Origin of the sequence: Anoxybacillus ayderensis (assembly GCF_000833605.1) — a bacterium.
GTDB lineage: Bacteria > Bacillota > Bacilli > Bacillales > Anoxybacillaceae > Anoxybacillus > Anoxybacillus ayderensis.
Map to the genome: position 1 here is coordinate 1 of NZ_JXTG01000031.1, position 14,135 is coordinate 14,135.

General features: G+C 41.4%; 14 protein-coding genes, 1 tRNA gene, 3 rRNA genes, 1 other RNA gene and 1 other annotated feature. Of the genes, 16 read left to right on the plus strand and 3 right to left on the minus strand.

Annotation, left to right across the window (positions count from 1 at the left end):
• Positions 1-370, plus strand: a 23S ribosomal RNA gene (locus JV16_RS14165); the annotation flags it as partial.
• A gap of 66 nt (positions 371-436) precedes the next feature.
• A 5S ribosomal RNA gene (rrf, locus tag JV16_RS14170) occupies positions 437-553 on the plus strand.
• A gap of 20 nt (positions 554-573) precedes the next feature.
• Here the strand turns inward: rrf and JV16_RS14175 are convergent.
• On the minus strand, positions 574-1,278 hold the full coding sequence (locus JV16_RS14175) for a YaaC family protein (protein WP_004577772.1): 705 nt from the start codon (positions 1,276-1,278) through the stop codon (positions 574-576).
• 116 nt (positions 1,279-1,394) lie between these two features.
• Here JV16_RS14175 and guaB point away from each other — a divergent pair, with 116 nt between their 5' ends.
• The 6 genes from guaB (at position 1,395) to JV16_RS14205 (ending at position 7,768) form a co-directional block, all read left to right on the plus strand.
• Positions 1,395-2,861, plus strand: a complete 1,467-nt coding sequence (guaB, locus tag JV16_RS14180) for an IMP dehydrogenase (protein ID WP_042536393.1) — start codon at positions 1,395-1,397, stop codon at positions 2,859-2,861.
• 156 nt (positions 2,862-3,017) lie between these two features.
• Positions 3,018-4,304 carry a D-alanyl-D-alanine carboxypeptidase family protein gene (locus JV16_RS14185; protein ID WP_042536397.1) on the plus strand — a complete coding sequence of 429 codons (1,287 nt, stop codon included), beginning with the start codon at positions 3,018-3,020 and terminating at the stop codon, positions 4,302-4,304.
• Between the two features lie 212 nt (positions 4,305-4,516).
• Entirely contained in the window at positions 4,517-5,401 is an 885-nt protein-coding gene (gene pdxS, locus JV16_RS14190; RefSeq protein WP_004577775.1) for a pyridoxal 5'-phosphate synthase lyase subunit PdxS, read from the plus strand.
• Positions 5,402-5,419: 18 nt separating this feature from the next.
• Complete coding sequence (gene pdxT, locus JV16_RS14195; RefSeq protein WP_004577776.1) at positions 5,420-5,998, plus strand: pyridoxal 5'-phosphate synthase glutaminase subunit PdxT; 579 nt, start codon at positions 5,420-5,422, stop codon at positions 5,996-5,998.
• Positions 5,999-6,054: 56 nt separating this feature from the next.
• Positions 6,055-6,270, plus strand: a binding site (T-box leader).
• Positions 6,271-6,321: 51 nt separating this feature from the next.
• Positions 6,322-7,596: a serine--tRNA ligase gene (gene serS, locus JV16_RS14200; RefSeq protein ID WP_042536394.1), complete on the plus strand. Its 1,275-nt coding sequence runs from the start codon at positions 6,322-6,324 to the stop codon at positions 7,594-7,596.
• Positions 7,597-7,675: 79 nt separating this feature from the next.
• A tRNA-Ser gene (locus JV16_RS14205) sits at positions 7,676-7,768 on the plus strand.
• A gap of 128 nt (positions 7,769-7,896) precedes the next feature.
• On the opposite strand, the gene JV16_RS14210 is transcribed toward JV16_RS14205, so the two are convergent.
• Positions 7,897-8,565, minus strand: coding sequence for a deoxynucleoside kinase (locus JV16_RS14210; protein WP_042536395.1), 669 nt, complete (start codon positions 8,563-8,565; stop codon positions 7,897-7,899).
• Positions 8,562-9,200, minus strand: a complete 639-nt coding sequence (locus JV16_RS14215) for a deoxynucleoside kinase (RefSeq protein ID WP_004577800.1) — start codon at positions 9,198-9,200, stop codon at positions 8,562-8,564. Before JV16_RS14215 ends, JV16_RS14210 begins: the two co-directional genes overlap by 4 nt.
• Before the next feature lie 133 nt (positions 9,201-9,333).
• On the opposite strand from JV16_RS14215, the gene tadA reads away from it, so the two are divergent.
• The 8 genes from tadA to JV16_RS14250 form a co-directional block, all read left to right on the plus strand.
• The gene (gene tadA, locus JV16_RS14220; RefSeq protein WP_042536396.1) at positions 9,334-9,822 is read left to right on the plus strand and encodes a tRNA adenosine(34) deaminase TadA; all 489 of its coding nucleotides are present in this window, start codon (positions 9,334-9,336) and stop codon (positions 9,820-9,822) included.
• Positions 9,823-9,895: 73 nt separating this feature from the next.
• Positions 9,896-10,160: signal recognition particle sRNA large type (gene ffs / locus JV16_RS15430), an RNA gene on the plus strand.
• 108 nt (positions 10,161-10,268) lie between these two features.
• On the plus strand, positions 10,269-11,948 hold the full coding sequence (gene dnaX / locus JV16_RS14225) for a DNA polymerase III subunit gamma/tau (protein ID WP_021095865.1): 1,680 nt from the start codon (positions 10,269-10,271) through the stop codon (positions 11,946-11,948).
• A 16-nt stretch (positions 11,949-11,964) separates the two neighbouring features.
• Positions 11,965-12,288: a YbaB/EbfC family nucleoid-associated protein gene (locus JV16_RS14230; RefSeq protein ID WP_021095866.1), complete on the plus strand. Its 324-nt coding sequence runs from the start codon at positions 11,965-11,967 to the stop codon at positions 12,286-12,288.
• Between the two features lie 9 nt (positions 12,289-12,297).
• Positions 12,298-12,894, plus strand: a complete 597-nt coding sequence (gene recR / locus JV16_RS14235; RefSeq protein ID WP_004888493.1) for a recombination mediator RecR — start codon at positions 12,298-12,300, stop codon at positions 12,892-12,894.
• Positions 12,894-13,115, plus strand: coding sequence for a YaaL family protein (locus JV16_RS14240; RefSeq protein ID WP_021095867.1), 222 nt, complete (start codon positions 12,894-12,896; stop codon positions 13,113-13,115). Before recR ends, JV16_RS14240 begins: the two co-directional genes overlap by 1 nt.
• Positions 13,116-13,201: 86 nt before the next feature.
• On the plus strand, positions 13,202-13,468 hold the full coding sequence (locus tag JV16_RS14245) for a pro-sigmaK processing inhibitor BofA family protein (protein WP_021095868.1): 267 nt from the start codon (positions 13,202-13,204) through the stop codon (positions 13,466-13,468).
• A gap of 181 nt (positions 13,469-13,649) precedes the next feature.
• Positions 13,650-14,135: ribosomal RNA gene (locus JV16_RS14250) — 16S ribosomal RNA — on the plus strand; the annotation flags it as partial.

Sequence of the window (14,135 nt, forward strand, 5' to 3'; positions counted from 1 at the left end):
AGTCGGTCCCAAGGGTTGGGCTGTTCGCCCATTAAAGCGGTACGCGAGCTGGGTTCAGAACGTCGTGAGACAGTTCGGTCCCTATCCGTCGCGGGCGTAGGAAATTTGAGAGGAGCTGTCCTTAGTACGAGAGGACCGGGATGGACGCACCGCTGGTGTACCAGTTGTTCCGCCAGGAGCACAGCTGGGTAGCTATGTGCGGAAGGGATAAGCGCTGAAAGCATCTAAGCGTGAAGCCCCCCTCAAGATGAGATTTCCCATCGCGTCAAGCGAGTAAGATCCCTTGAAGATGACAAGGTTGATAGGTCCGAGGTGGAAGCGTGGCGACACGTGCAGCTGACGGATACTAATCGATCGAGGACTTAACTAAGCACACAAGAAAAGCGTAGGCTAACCTGTTATCTAGTTTTGAAGGAATTATCCTTCTATATGATTGCTCGGTGACGATGGCGGAGAGGTCACACCCGTTCCCATCCCGAACACGGAAGTTAAGCTCTCCAGCGCCGATGGTAGTTGGCGGGACACCGCCTGCGAGAGTAGGACGTTGCCGGGCAAGAAAAGACCAAGACAAATTTAGTCTTGGTCTTTTTCATTATGTAACAAATAGTGATATAAGTAGGATGGTATTTTTCGCTCAGTTGCTTTTAAAAATTGTACAATAAAAGGATACGCATCACTTGAATAACTGTGAAGGAGATCATACCACCATTCCGTTTCATAACGACAAATCATACTTAAATTATAAAGCAACAAGTAGTGAGCAACGACTTCATGAATATGATGTTTGTCGCGTTCAGCTTTATGTTTAAAATACAGTTGAAATAAAGGTTGTAATTCCTCGACATGTTCTAACAGCTCTCTCATACAAAACTTTTCTCCATAGGCGTGTTTCACATGAAACATTTTTTCAGAAAAATAAGTAAACAACCCGTATTTTTGGATTTTTACTTCGTCTTTGAAAAAATCATAGTTTTGCTTTTTTCTCTTCCTCGTCGATACTCCGTGTGCTAGAACGGATGATGATTCTGGATAGTCGGCATGGATTGTTAATAAACATGCTTTAAGAAGCTGAACATTTCCATAAAATAATAAAACGGGTTTGATGGATAGCGGTGCTTCGTGTGCATTGTCATAAAACTTTTTTCCGTGTTGTAAGTAGTACATGAATGGATAACAATTGTCATAGCTTTTCTTTTCAGCATCTTCTCGGCCTGCTCGCTTGTAGCGCTCGAGTAAAAATTGATGCACAAAATTTGATGAATAAAATATTTCCCACATTGTACACTCTCCTCATATAATTGATCGAATTATCTAACATTTTTATGTTTTCTTGACAGAAAAAAGCGAAGTTGATACTCTACTAATTAATATTTCCAAAGTGAGGGGGAAAAACAATGTGGGAAACAAAATTTGCGAAAGAAGGATTGACATTTGATGACGTCCTTTTAATCCCATCTAAATCAGAAGTGTTGCCTCGAGATGTTGATTTAAGCGTTGAACTAAGCCCAACCCTAAAGCTCAATATCCCAATCATCAGTGCAGGGATGGATACAGTAACAGAAGCTGAAATGGCGATTGCGATGGCGCGTCAAGGTGGATTAGGCATTATCCATAAAAACATGTCGATTGAACAACAAGCTGAACAAGTCGATAAAGTAAAACGTTCAGAAAGCGGTGTAATTACGGATCCTTTCTTTTTAACTCCTGAACATCAAGTGTATGATGCGGAGCATTTGATGGGCAAATATCGAATTTCAGGTGTTCCGATCGTCAATAATGCCGAAGAACAAAAGCTTGTCGGCATTATTACGAACCGTGACTTACGCTTTATTCAAGACTACTCCATGAAAATTTCTGATGTCATGACGAAAGAAAACTTAATTACTGCCCCTGTCGGCACAACGTTAGAAGAAGCGGAAAAAATTTTACAAAAATACAAAATTGAAAAACTCCCTCTCGTTGATGATCAAGGTGTGTTGAAAGGACTTATCACCATTAAAGACATCGAAAAAGTTATTGAATTCCCGAATGCAGCAAAAGATGAGAAAGGGCGTCTTCTTGTCGGGGCAGCTGTCGGGGTTACCTCGGATACGATGTTGCGGGTGAAAAAGCTTGTGGAAGCAAATGTTGACGTCATTGTAGTTGATACGGCTCATGGACACTCTAAAGGGGTGCTTGAAACAGTAAGGAAAATTCGCGACACATATCCGAAACTAAATATTGTTGCCGGAAATGTCGCGACAGCTGAGGCGACACGAGATTTGATTGAAGCAGGGGCGAACATCATTAAAGTCGGTATTGGTCCAGGATCGATTTGTACGACACGTGTTGTGGCAGGTGTCGGTGTCCCACAAATTACGGCTATTTATGACTGTGCAACGGAAGCGAGAAAATACGGTGTTCCAATTATTGCTGATGGAGGAATTAAATATTCTGGTGACATCGTAAAAGCTTTGGCGGCTGGAGGGCATGCAGTGATGCTTGGTAGCTTGCTTGCAGGTGTTTCTGAAAGCCCAGGGGAAACAGAAATTTATCAAGGTAGACGGTTTAAAGTTTATCGTGGTATGGGATCTGTCGGAGCGATGGAAAAAGGAAGCAAGGATCGCTACTTCCAAGAAGATAATAAAAAATTTGTCCCAGAAGGTATCGAAGGGCGAGTACCGTATAAAGGGCCACTTGCTGATACGATTTATCAGCTAGTTGGCGGGTTGCGTGCAGGAATGGGATATTGCGGAACGAAAAACTTAGAAGAATTGAGAGAAAAAACTCAATTTGTACGCATGACTGGAGCGGGATTAAGAGAAAGCCATCCGCATGATGTACAAATTACAAAAGAAGCGCCAAACTACTCGCTCATGTAGTTAAAGAAGCAAGTGCGCGCATATAGACAGAGGTGGAAGATTCCTCTGTCTATTTTTTTTTACAAGAGTATGTTAAAATAACGGTTATGTAAAATAGAGTTGGAGGTTTTGGACGTGAAAACATGGTATAAGCGCTTCATCATTTCTATCGTAGCAATGTTTTTGTTTATGGGGACTTTACCGCAAAATATAAAAGCGGAAGAGGATGTGCTGAATATTGAAGCGGATGCCGCTATTTTAGTTGAAGCAGAAACCGGAAAAATTTTATATCAAAAAAACATTGACGCCGTTTTAGGAATTGCTAGTATGACAAAAATGATGACAGAGTACTTGTTGCTAGAAGCAATTCATGAAGGACGCGTCAAGTGGGATCAAGAGTATGCCGTTAGTGAGTATGTATATCAAATTTCGCAAAAGCGCGATTTGTCGAATGTCCCGTTGAGAAGAGATGGGAAATATACGGTGCGTGAATTATATGAGGCGATGGCGATTTACTCGGCGAACGGAGCGACAGTCGCCATTGCGGAAATTGTTGGCGGTTCAGAGACGAATTTCGTTAAGATGATGAATGAAAAAGCGAAGCAGTTAGGATTAAAAGATTATAAGTTTGTTAATGCAACCGGCTTAAATAACAAAGATTTAGGAGGATTGCATCCAGCTGGTAGCGGGGATAATGAAGAAAATGTCATGTCCGCCCGTGATGTAGCGACGTTAGCTTATCATTTATATCATCAATTCCCAGAAATATTAGACACAGCAAGTATTCCACGCAAGTTTTTTAGAGAAGGGACAGACGATCAAATTAAGATGGATAACTGGAACTGGATGCTCCCGGGACTTGTCGCGGCATATGAAGGAGTAGATGGTATTAAAACCGGTTATACAGAATTTGCAGGATATTGCTTTACAGGCACAGCGGAGCGCAACGGTATGCGATTTATCACTGTTGTTATGAATGCGAAAACGAATGGCAAAGGGACGCATATGTCTCGTTTTCAAGAGACGAGAAAAATGTTAGATTACGCGTTTAGCAACTATACGGTGCAACAATTATATCCAAAAGGATATATCACAAAAAAACATGAAACAGTAGCAGTAAAGAAAGGTAAGGAAAAACAAGTTGCGGTTGCAACAAAAAAACCATTGTCGCTTGTTATGAAGCGAGGGGAAGAAAAAAAATATAAACCTGTTGTCGTGATTGAAAAAGAAACGTTAACAGCTCCTGTGAAAAAGGGTCAAAAAGTAGGATATATGTATGTAAAATACGAAGGGACAGACTACGGCTACTTAACGAAAGAAGGAGAAAAGGCTGTACAAGTCGACATCGTGACAAAACAGGCGGTAGAGAAAGCGAACGGATTCGTCCTAGCAATGCGGGCGATTGGTGAGTTGTTCGGTGATATTTGGAATGGTGCTGCCAATGCGATTAAAGGATTGTTTTAAAGCTCTCTTTTTAGAGGGCTTTAAAATTTTTATTGTGATTTTTTGAAAAATTGAGTTAAAATAAAAAAATGTAGCTAGTGTTTCTACACTTTTACCTAGTAAAAACGTATGCTAGAATATGGATAGTGTACTGAAGTGACGAGTAGTTGTCGGGTAGTTTATTTTTCAGTACAATATCTCAATAACGATATACATAATGGGAGGAATGAACGGTGGCGATTATAGGTACAGAACGTGTAAAACGCGGAATGGCGGAAATGCAAAAAGGTGGCGTCATTATGGACGTCGTTAACGCAGAACAAGCAAAAATTGCGGAGGCAGCAGGTGCAGTAGCTGTTATGGCGCTCGAACGCGTTCCAGCCGATATTCGTGCAGCAGGTGGAGTTGCACGTATGGCTGATCCGACTGTGATTGAAGAAGTCATGAAAGCAGTATCTATTCCTGTGATGGCGAAGGCGCGTATCGGGCATTATGTTGAAGCGCGTGTGTTGGAGGCACTCGGTGTAGATTACATTGACGAGAGCGAAGTATTAACACCAGCGGACGAGGAATTCCACATTGATAAACGTCAATTTACTGTGCCGTTCGTATGTGGTTGTCGCGACTTAGGCGAAGCGGCTCGTCGTATTGCTGAAGGTGCATCTATGCTTCGCACAAAAGGTGAACCTGGAACAGGAAACATCGTCGAGGCGGTTCGCCATATGCGTAAAGTGAACGCTCAAGTGCGTAAAGTCGTCAGCATGAGTGAGGATGAGTTAATGACAGAAGCAAAAAATTTAGGAGCTCCATTTGAAGTACTATTACAAATCAAACGTCTCGGTCGTCTTCCTGTCGTTAACTTTGCAGCGGGCGGTGTCGCGACGCCAGCGGATGCGGCATTGATGATGCACTTAGGTGCTGATGGTGTATTTGTTGGTTCAGGTATTTTTAAATCAGAAAACCCTGAAAAATATGCCCGCGCTATCGTTGAGGCGACGACTCATTACGAAGATTACGAATTGATTGCTCACTTATCAAAAGGATTAGGTGGGGCAATGAAAGGCATTGATATTTCTTCGTTGCTTCCTGAACAACGGATGCAAGAACGCGGATGGTAATGTAAAGGAGCAATGAAAATGGTGAAAATTGGAGTATTAGGATTACAAGGGGCTGTACGTGAACATGTGCGTTCGATTGAGGCTTGTGACGCAGAAGCTGTCGTTATTAAAAAGACGGAACAGTTAGCACATATTGATGGCCTCATCATTCCTGGTGGAGAAAGCACGACAATGCGTCGGCTCATGGATAAATACGGGTTTATTGAACCACTTAAACAATTTGCCCGCGACGGAAAGCCGATGTTTGGAACGTGCGCAGGCTTGATCATTTTAGCTAAAAAAATTGTTGGTTATGATGAAGCGCATCTAGGCTTAATGGACATTACAGTCGAACGCAACTCGTTCGGTCGCCAGCGTGAAAGCTTTGAAGCATCTTTATCTATTAAAGGAGTCGCAGATGACTTTATTGGCGTGTTTATTCGAGCTCCGCACATTGTGTCTGTAGGAAGCGATGTAGATGTACTTGCGACATACGAAGACCGGATTGTCGCGGCAAGACAAGGACAGTTTTTAGGTTGTTCGTTCCATCCGGAATTAACAGATGATCATCGTATGACGCAATATTTTATCAACATGGTGAAAGAGACGAAAGAATAAACGGGTTGCATTTTGTTTAAACTTATAGTACATTATTTCCAAGAAAATGATATAACGAAAAAGCGATGATAGGAACTAGTAGCAAGCCCTCTTCCTTTCAGAGAGCCGATGGTTGGTGCAAATCGGCAGGAATGACTTGTGAATCCATCCTGGAGCGAAATGCCGAACGCGTAAAGTTAGTAAGCATTTCCGGTGAGAACCGTTACCTTTCTCGAGTGGGAGACGCATGTCTTCAACTAGGGTGGCAACGCGGGAATGCTCTCGTCCCTTTCTTTTGGGACGGGAGTTTTTTGTTTACTAAACAAAATAGAGGAGGAATGACGATGTTAGACTTAAAATTTTTGCGTGCTAATTTTGAAGAAGTAAAACAAAAACTTCAACATCGTGGTGAAGATTTAGCTGATTTTGAACGATTTGAGCAGCTCGACCGCCGTCGTCGCGAGTTAATTGCGCAAGCGGAGGAACTGAAAAATAAGCGCAATGATGTATCGCAACAAATTGCGATGTTAAAGCGAGAGAAAAAAGACGCAGACCATCTCATTGCTGAAATGCGTGAAGTTGGCGATCGCATTAAAGTGCTTGATGATGAATTGCGTGAAGTGGAACAACAGCTTGAGACGTTGCTTTTATCCATTCCAAACGTTCCGCATGACTCTGTGCCGATTGGTGAATCAGAAGATGACAATGTAGAAATTCGTAAATGGGGAGAGCCACGTTCATTTTCTTTTGAACCGAAACCGCATTGGGAAATTGCGGATCGGCTTGGAATTTTAGATTTTGAACGGGCAGCGAAGGTAACAGGAAGTCGATTTGTGTTTTATAAAGGCCTCGGAGCACGATTGGAACGTGCGTTAATTAACTTTATGTTAGACGTACATGTGGAACAACACGGATATGAAGAAGTTTTACCACCGTACATTGTGAATCGAGCAAGCATGACAGGAACAGGACAGCTTCCGAAGTTTGAGGAAGATGCGTTCCGTATCGAGAGTGAAGATTACTTTTTAATTCCGACAGCAGAAGTTCCTGTGACTAACTTACATCGTGATGAAATTTTATCAGCGGACGATTTGCCGATTAAATATGCTGCTTATAGCGCATGTTTCCGCTCAGAAGCGGGATCAGCAGGAAGAGATACGCGCGGATTAATTCGTCAGCATCAGTTTAATAAGGTGGAGCTTGTCAAATTTGTAAAACCAGAAGATTCCTATGAACAACTCGAAAAGTTAACAAATGATGCAGAGCGCATTTTGCAATTATTAGGTCTACCGTATCGTGTGATGAGTATGTGTACAGCTGACTTAGGTTTTACTGCTGCAAAAAAATATGATATTGAAGTATGGCTTCCAAGTTACAGTACGTATCGTGAAATTTCTTCTTGCAGTAATTTTGAAGCGTTCCAAGCTCGCCGTGCGAATATTCGTTTCCGTCGCGATCCGAAGGCGAAGCCAGAACATGTGCATACATTAAATGGATCTGGTTTAGCTATTGGTCGGACGGTCGCAGCGATTTTGGAGAATTACCAACAAGAAGACGGAACAGTTGTCATTCCAGACGTTCTTCGTCCGTACATGGGAGGAAAAGACGTCATTTCATAAGGGGAGAACGTACTCCCCTTTTTTTATAAAAAGTGTTGACATACTATAAGGTTTATGATAATTTAATACATGTCGATACGGAGGAGTACCCAAGTCTGGCTGAAGGGGTCGGTCTTGAAAACCGAGAGGCGTCGAAAGGCGCGCGGGGGTTCGAATCCCTCCTCCTCCGCCATCATTCGAATGTTCACAAACCACAGCGCATAAAATGGAGATTGTTTATCGAACAATTCGTTACATATCGTAACGAATTTTTGTTTTATACAACAAAAGAAAGGATGTCCCAAAACGGTCGGGACATCCTTATTTTTTCAACTTCCGGTACTGTTCGATCATGTATCCAATCTTTGCGACAATCGGTTCAATAGATTCGGCATCACGAATAATATCGTATTCGTTAATGTTAATTCGCAAAACAGGACATGCGTTAAAGCTGTTAATCCATCTCTCATATCTTTTATACATTTCTTTCCAATATTCAATTGGTGTTTGTTGTTCCATTGGGCGACCACGTTCACGAATACGTTTAATAATTTCTTCGAAGCTTCCTTCTAAATAAATCAGTAAATCAGGGTGAGGAAAATACGGTGTCATGACCATCGCTTCAAATAAACTTGTATATGTTTCATAATCGACTTTTGACATTGTTCCTTTTTCAAAATGCATCTTTGCAAAAATGCCAGTATCTTCGTAAATCGAACGATCTTGGACAAATCCTCCCCCGTACTCGAAAATACGCTTTTGCTCTTTAAACCGCTCAGCTAGAAAATAAATTTGGAGATGGAAACTCCAACGTTTAAAATCGGCATAAAACTTATCTAAATATGGATTTGTGTCCACCTTTTCAAATGAGGTGCGAAATTGAAGTGCATCAGCTAACGCCTTTGTCATTGTTGATTTTCCTACGCCAACTGTTCCAGCAATGGTAATTACAGCATCGCTTGGGATATGATATTTTTCTCGTAAATTCATTGTTCTAAGCTCCTTTTAAGAACAGATTGCAATTCATTTAAAATGTAAAATCGGTCTTGGTCACGATGGACGAAATCGAGTGCATCTCCGTTAAATCGCAATACGGGAACGTGTGGATGGGCTCGTTCAAATTGTTCCATCGCTTGTTCATAAGCATGAGATAGTTGTTGTAAATAGGCAGGATCAATGTTTTTTTCGAATTCACGACCACGCATGGCGATGCGCTCGAGTAACGTGTGTAACGAAGCATGTAAATAAATTACGACGTTTGGTTTTGGCATATCGTTTGTTAAAATGTCGTAAATTTGCACATACTTTTCGTATTGTTTTCCCTTTAATGTTTGTTTTGCAAAGATTAAGTTTTTGAAAATATGGTAGTCAGCTACAACCGGTTTCCCATTGTTTAAAAACTTTTTCTCGACATCTTCGAGTTGTTTATAACGATTGCATAGAAAAAACATCTCCGTTTGGAAACTCCATTCTTCGATGTTTTTATAAAATTTACCTAAAAAAGGGTTCTCATCAACAATTTCTTTTAACAATTCATATTGGAAATAGGTCGAAATGATCTTTGCTAAAGATGTTTTTCCAACACCAATTGGACCTTCAACAGTAATAAAGGGCACGCGGAACATTGTGTAACCTCCTTCAGGTGAAACCGTCCGTGTAGACAGACAAAATTTATTTTAGCATAAAATGATCGGTCTGTATGTTGCTTTTTTATTTTGATATACTCTATGATGATAAAAAAGTACGGGAGTTTTAAAGATGAGAAATGATGAGCATTATATGCGTTTAGCGCTTGAAGAAGCAAAAAGGGCAGAGGAAATAGGAGAGGTGCCAATCGGTGCTGTCCTTGTATATCATGATGAGGTAATTGCGCGGGCTCACAATTTGCGTGAACGAGATCAACGATCCATTGCTCATGCAGAGATTTTAGCTATTGATGAAGCATGTCGAAAACTAGGTACGTGGCGACTCGAACAAACGACGTTGTATGTAACGTTAGAACCTTGTGCGATGTGCGCTGGTGCCATTGTTCTTTCGCGTATTAAACGGGTTGTGTTTGGTGCAAATGATCCAAAAGGGGGCTGTGCAGGAACGTTAATGAATTTATTGCATGAGCCGCGGTTTAATCACCAAGTGGAAGTCGTTAGTGGGGTATTAGCTGAGCAATGCGGAGAAATGCTAAGTGAATTTTTCCGACGTTTACGTCAACAAAAGAAGGCAGAAAAAAATAGTTTAAATTCCAATTAAATTCCATTGTGTAGTCATTGCAATTTGTATGAAAAAGAGATATACTTATACTTGCGTTAGTGATAACGCATTGCCGTGCTAAGCGGGGAGGTAGCGGTGCCCTGTACTCGCAATCCGCTCTAGCGAGGCTGAATTCCTTCTTTAGGTTAGTTTGCTGTAGAGCCTGCCTAGAATAAGTGGTGTTGACGTTTGGGTCCTGCGCAATGGGAATCCGTGAACCCTGTCAGGTCCGGAAGGAAGCAGCAGTAAGCGGACGCTCCCATGTGCCGCAGGGGTGCCTGAACTGAGCTAACTACTCTAGTAACGTCTATGGCAGCTAGTCGACAGAAGGTGCACGGCAATTTACATAGATTGAATCAAAGCACTTGCTTAAAAGGCAGGTGCTTTTTTCATGCGTTTTTTAATGATATAATAAATGAGATATGAGCAAAGAGGAGGGCAGTTTCGTGAGTTATAAAGCTTTATATCGTGTTTTTCGACCGCAAAGTTTTAAGGATGTTGTTGGTCAAGAACACGTGACAAAAACGTTGCAAAATGCCCTGCTTCAACAAAAGATTTCACATGCATATTTATTTTCAGGTCCACGTGGGACAGGAAAAACGAGTATAGCTAAAATTTTTGCTAAAGCGGTAAACTGCGAGCATCGTCCAACAGCAGAGCCATGCAACGAATGTCCGACTTGTTTAGGCATTACGAACGGTTCGATTTCTGATGTATTAGAGATTGACGCAGCATCAAATAACGGAGTGGATGAAATTCGCGACATTCGTGAGAAGGTGAAATTTGCCCCAACGTCAGCGCCGTATAAAGTGTATATTATTGACGAAGTGCATATGTTGTCCATCGGGGCGTTTAATGCGTTATTAAAAACGTTGGAAGAGCCTCCGAAACATGTGATTTTCATTTTAGCGACAACGGAACCACATAAAATTCCTTTAACGATCGTTTCTCGATGTCAACGATTTGATTTTCGGCGCATTGAGTTGAGGTCGATTGTGTCGCGTTTAAAAACAGTTGTTGCGGAAGAAGGTATAGATGTAGAGGAAGAGGCACTATTTGCGATTGCGCGTGCTGCTGATGGTGGAATGCGTGATGCGTTAAGTTTGCTCGATCAAGCTATTTCTTTTAGTGAAGATCGCGTGTTGCTTGAGGATGTGTTAGCGGTTACAGGTGCAGTTTCACAAAGAAAAATCGCAGATTTAATTTATGCGATATATGAAAAAAAGACTGTTGAGGCGTTGCGTCTTTTTCAACATTTAATGGAACAAGGGAAAGATCCGAATCGCCTTGTCGAAGATTTAATTTACTATTATCGAGATATGCTTTTATATAAAGCGGCACCTCAGCTAGAAGATGTGACCCATCGTGTGCTCGTTGATGAACGATTTCGAGAGCTTTCTGACGTGATTCCAACATCGCTTATATATGAAGCGATCGATTTGTTGAGTAAAAGTCAACAAGATATGCGCCTAACGAACCATCCGCGCGTGCATATGGAAGTTGCGATTGTGAAGCTTTGTTATGAAGAGGAACGAGTAATCAAAACTTCGATTTCTCCAGCGTTGGAGGAGAAAGTGAGACAGCTTGAAGAGCAATTAGCGAAACTGAAAGAAACCGGTGTGAAGCTCTCCCCTGCAGAAACGAGCGAGCCGGTGAAAAAAACAGGAAAAAGTATTCGGACAGATTATAAAATACCGATAGGACGCATTCATGAAGTGCTTCGCCAAGCAACACATCAGCATTTATCTCTTATTAAAGGAAATTGGCCACATGTGCTTGAGACGTTAAAAAAGCAAAATAAAGTGTCACATGCGGCATTATTGCAAGAGAGTGAACCTGTAGCAGCAAGTGGCACAGCTTTTGTGTTAAAATTTAAATATGAAATTCATTGTAAAATGGTTGCTGATAATAGTAACTATGTCAAAGACAATTTAGAACAAGTATTATTTGAATTAACAGGGAAAAAACTCGATACGATTCCTGTTCCTGAAAGTGAATGGCTTCAAATTCGAGAGCAGTTCATTCGTCAACAAACAAGTGGAAATGAACAACATGAACAAGAAGATCCATTCATTTCGGAAGCGAAAAAATGGTTTGGTGAAAACTTAATTGAAATTAAAGAATAATGGAGGAATGATGAAAATGATGCGTGGAATGGGAAATATGCAAAAGATGATGAAGCAAATGCAAAAGATGCAAAAAGATATGGAGAAAGCACAAGCAGAATTAGCAGAAAAAACAGTTGAAGGAACGGCAGGCGGTGGAATGGTTACCGTTATTGCAAATGGTCATAAACAAATTTTAGAAGTGAAAATTAAAGAGGAGGTCGTTGATCCGGAAGATATCGACATGTTGCAAGATTTAGTGCTTGCTGCGACGAATGATGCGTTAAAAAAAGTAGATGAGTTAACCGCAGAAACGATGGGGCAGTTTACAAAAGGATTGAATATACCGGGATTATTCTAGGAGGCTATTATGTACTACCCAGAGCCGATATCGAAATTGATCGACAGCTTTATGAAATTGCCAGGCATCGGGCCGAAAACGGCCGTCCGTCTGGCGTTTTTTGTGTTAAATATGAAAGAAGATGTCGTATTAGATTTTGCAAAAGCACTTGTAAATGCGAAAAGAAATTTAACGTATTGTTCATCGTGTGGTCATATTACAGATAAGGATCCTTGTTATATTTGTGAAGACGATAAGCGAGATCGTTCGATTATTTGTGTTGTGCAAGACCCGAAAGATGTGATTGCTATGGAAAAAATGAAAGAATACAACGGATTGTATCATGTGTTACATGGAGCTATTTCACCTATGGAAGGAATTGGTCCGGAAGATATTAAAATAGCTGAATTGCTTAGACGTCTTCAAGATGAAACGGTCCAAGAAGTGATTTTAGCGACGAATCCGAATATTGAAGGGGAAGCAACGGCTATGTATATCTCCCGGCTACTAAAGCCAACAGGTGTTAAAATTACGCGCATTGCCCACGGATTGCCTGTTGGTGGCGATCTAGAATACGCCGATGAGGTGACTTTATCTAAAGCTCTGGAAGGAAGAAGGGAACTATAGTGTTTTGGAAACGAAAAGGGTGGCTGCGCAAACAATTTAACGACCAGCTCATTGAACGATTGCAACATTACCGGGATGAGTGGATGGATAAGAAGCAATTAATAGAAAAAAGTGTTGAGCCGTCTGAAAAGGTCATATTTGATTTAAAAATTGCTGAAGCGAAATATTTATTTCTCCTTCGAGAAGCAAAAAAACGAAAAGCATCGATTGGGAAGGGATGATACCCCTTCCCTTTTTGTATAGGCTTGTCATACAGAAAAGAGGTGAACATATATTTAAAAATAAAAAAGTTGAAGGAGAGAAAAATATGAATGAAACGGTTGTTATTGTGTCGATCGTCAGTCTTATTGTCATTCTTTTGCTTATTGGCATCCCGGTACGTTTGACACGGCTAATTGGTGAAGGAGTTGCTCGTCTTGTTATCGGAGCTTTATTTATTTTTTTAATTAATGTTGTTGGAGATGTATCAGGTATCCATTTGCCTATTAATTTATTTACAGTAACCGTTACAGGTTTTTTAGGTATTCCTGGTGTTGTAGCACTCATTTTTATTCAACAATATGTCATTTCATAAACGGACATATCCGTTTATTTTTTTATTGACGAATAGAGATATCCATGATATATTGATATACGTCGTTGTCGAAATGAAAAAACATGTTGACAAGGGATTGTTGATTTAGTATTATAGAAAATGTCTTTGTTGTTCCTTGAAAACTGAACAAAACAGCAGCGTAAAAGCTAAGGATAACTTTTCTATGGAGAGTTTGATCCTGGCTCAGGACGAACGCTGGCGGCGTGCCTAATACATGCAAGTCGAGCGGACGATTCAAAAGCTTGCTTTTGAATCGTTAGCGGCGGACGGGTGAGTAACACGTGGGCAACCTGCCCTGTAGACGGGGATAACACCGAGAAATCGGTGCTAATACCGGATAACACGAAAGACCGCATGGTTTTTCGTTGAAAGGCGGCGCAAGCTGTCGCTACAGGATGGGCCCGCGGCGCATTAGCTAGTTGGTGAGGTAACGGCTCACCAAGGCGACGATGCGTAGCCGACCTGAGAGGGTGATCGGCCACACTGGGACTGAGACACGGCCCAGACTCCTACGGGAGGCAGCAGTAGGGAATCTTCCGCAATGGACGAAAGTCTGACGGAGCAACGCCGCGGGAGCGAAGAAGGCCTTCGGGGCGTAAAGCTCTGTTGTTAGGGAAGAACAAGTACCGCAGTCACTGGTGGTACC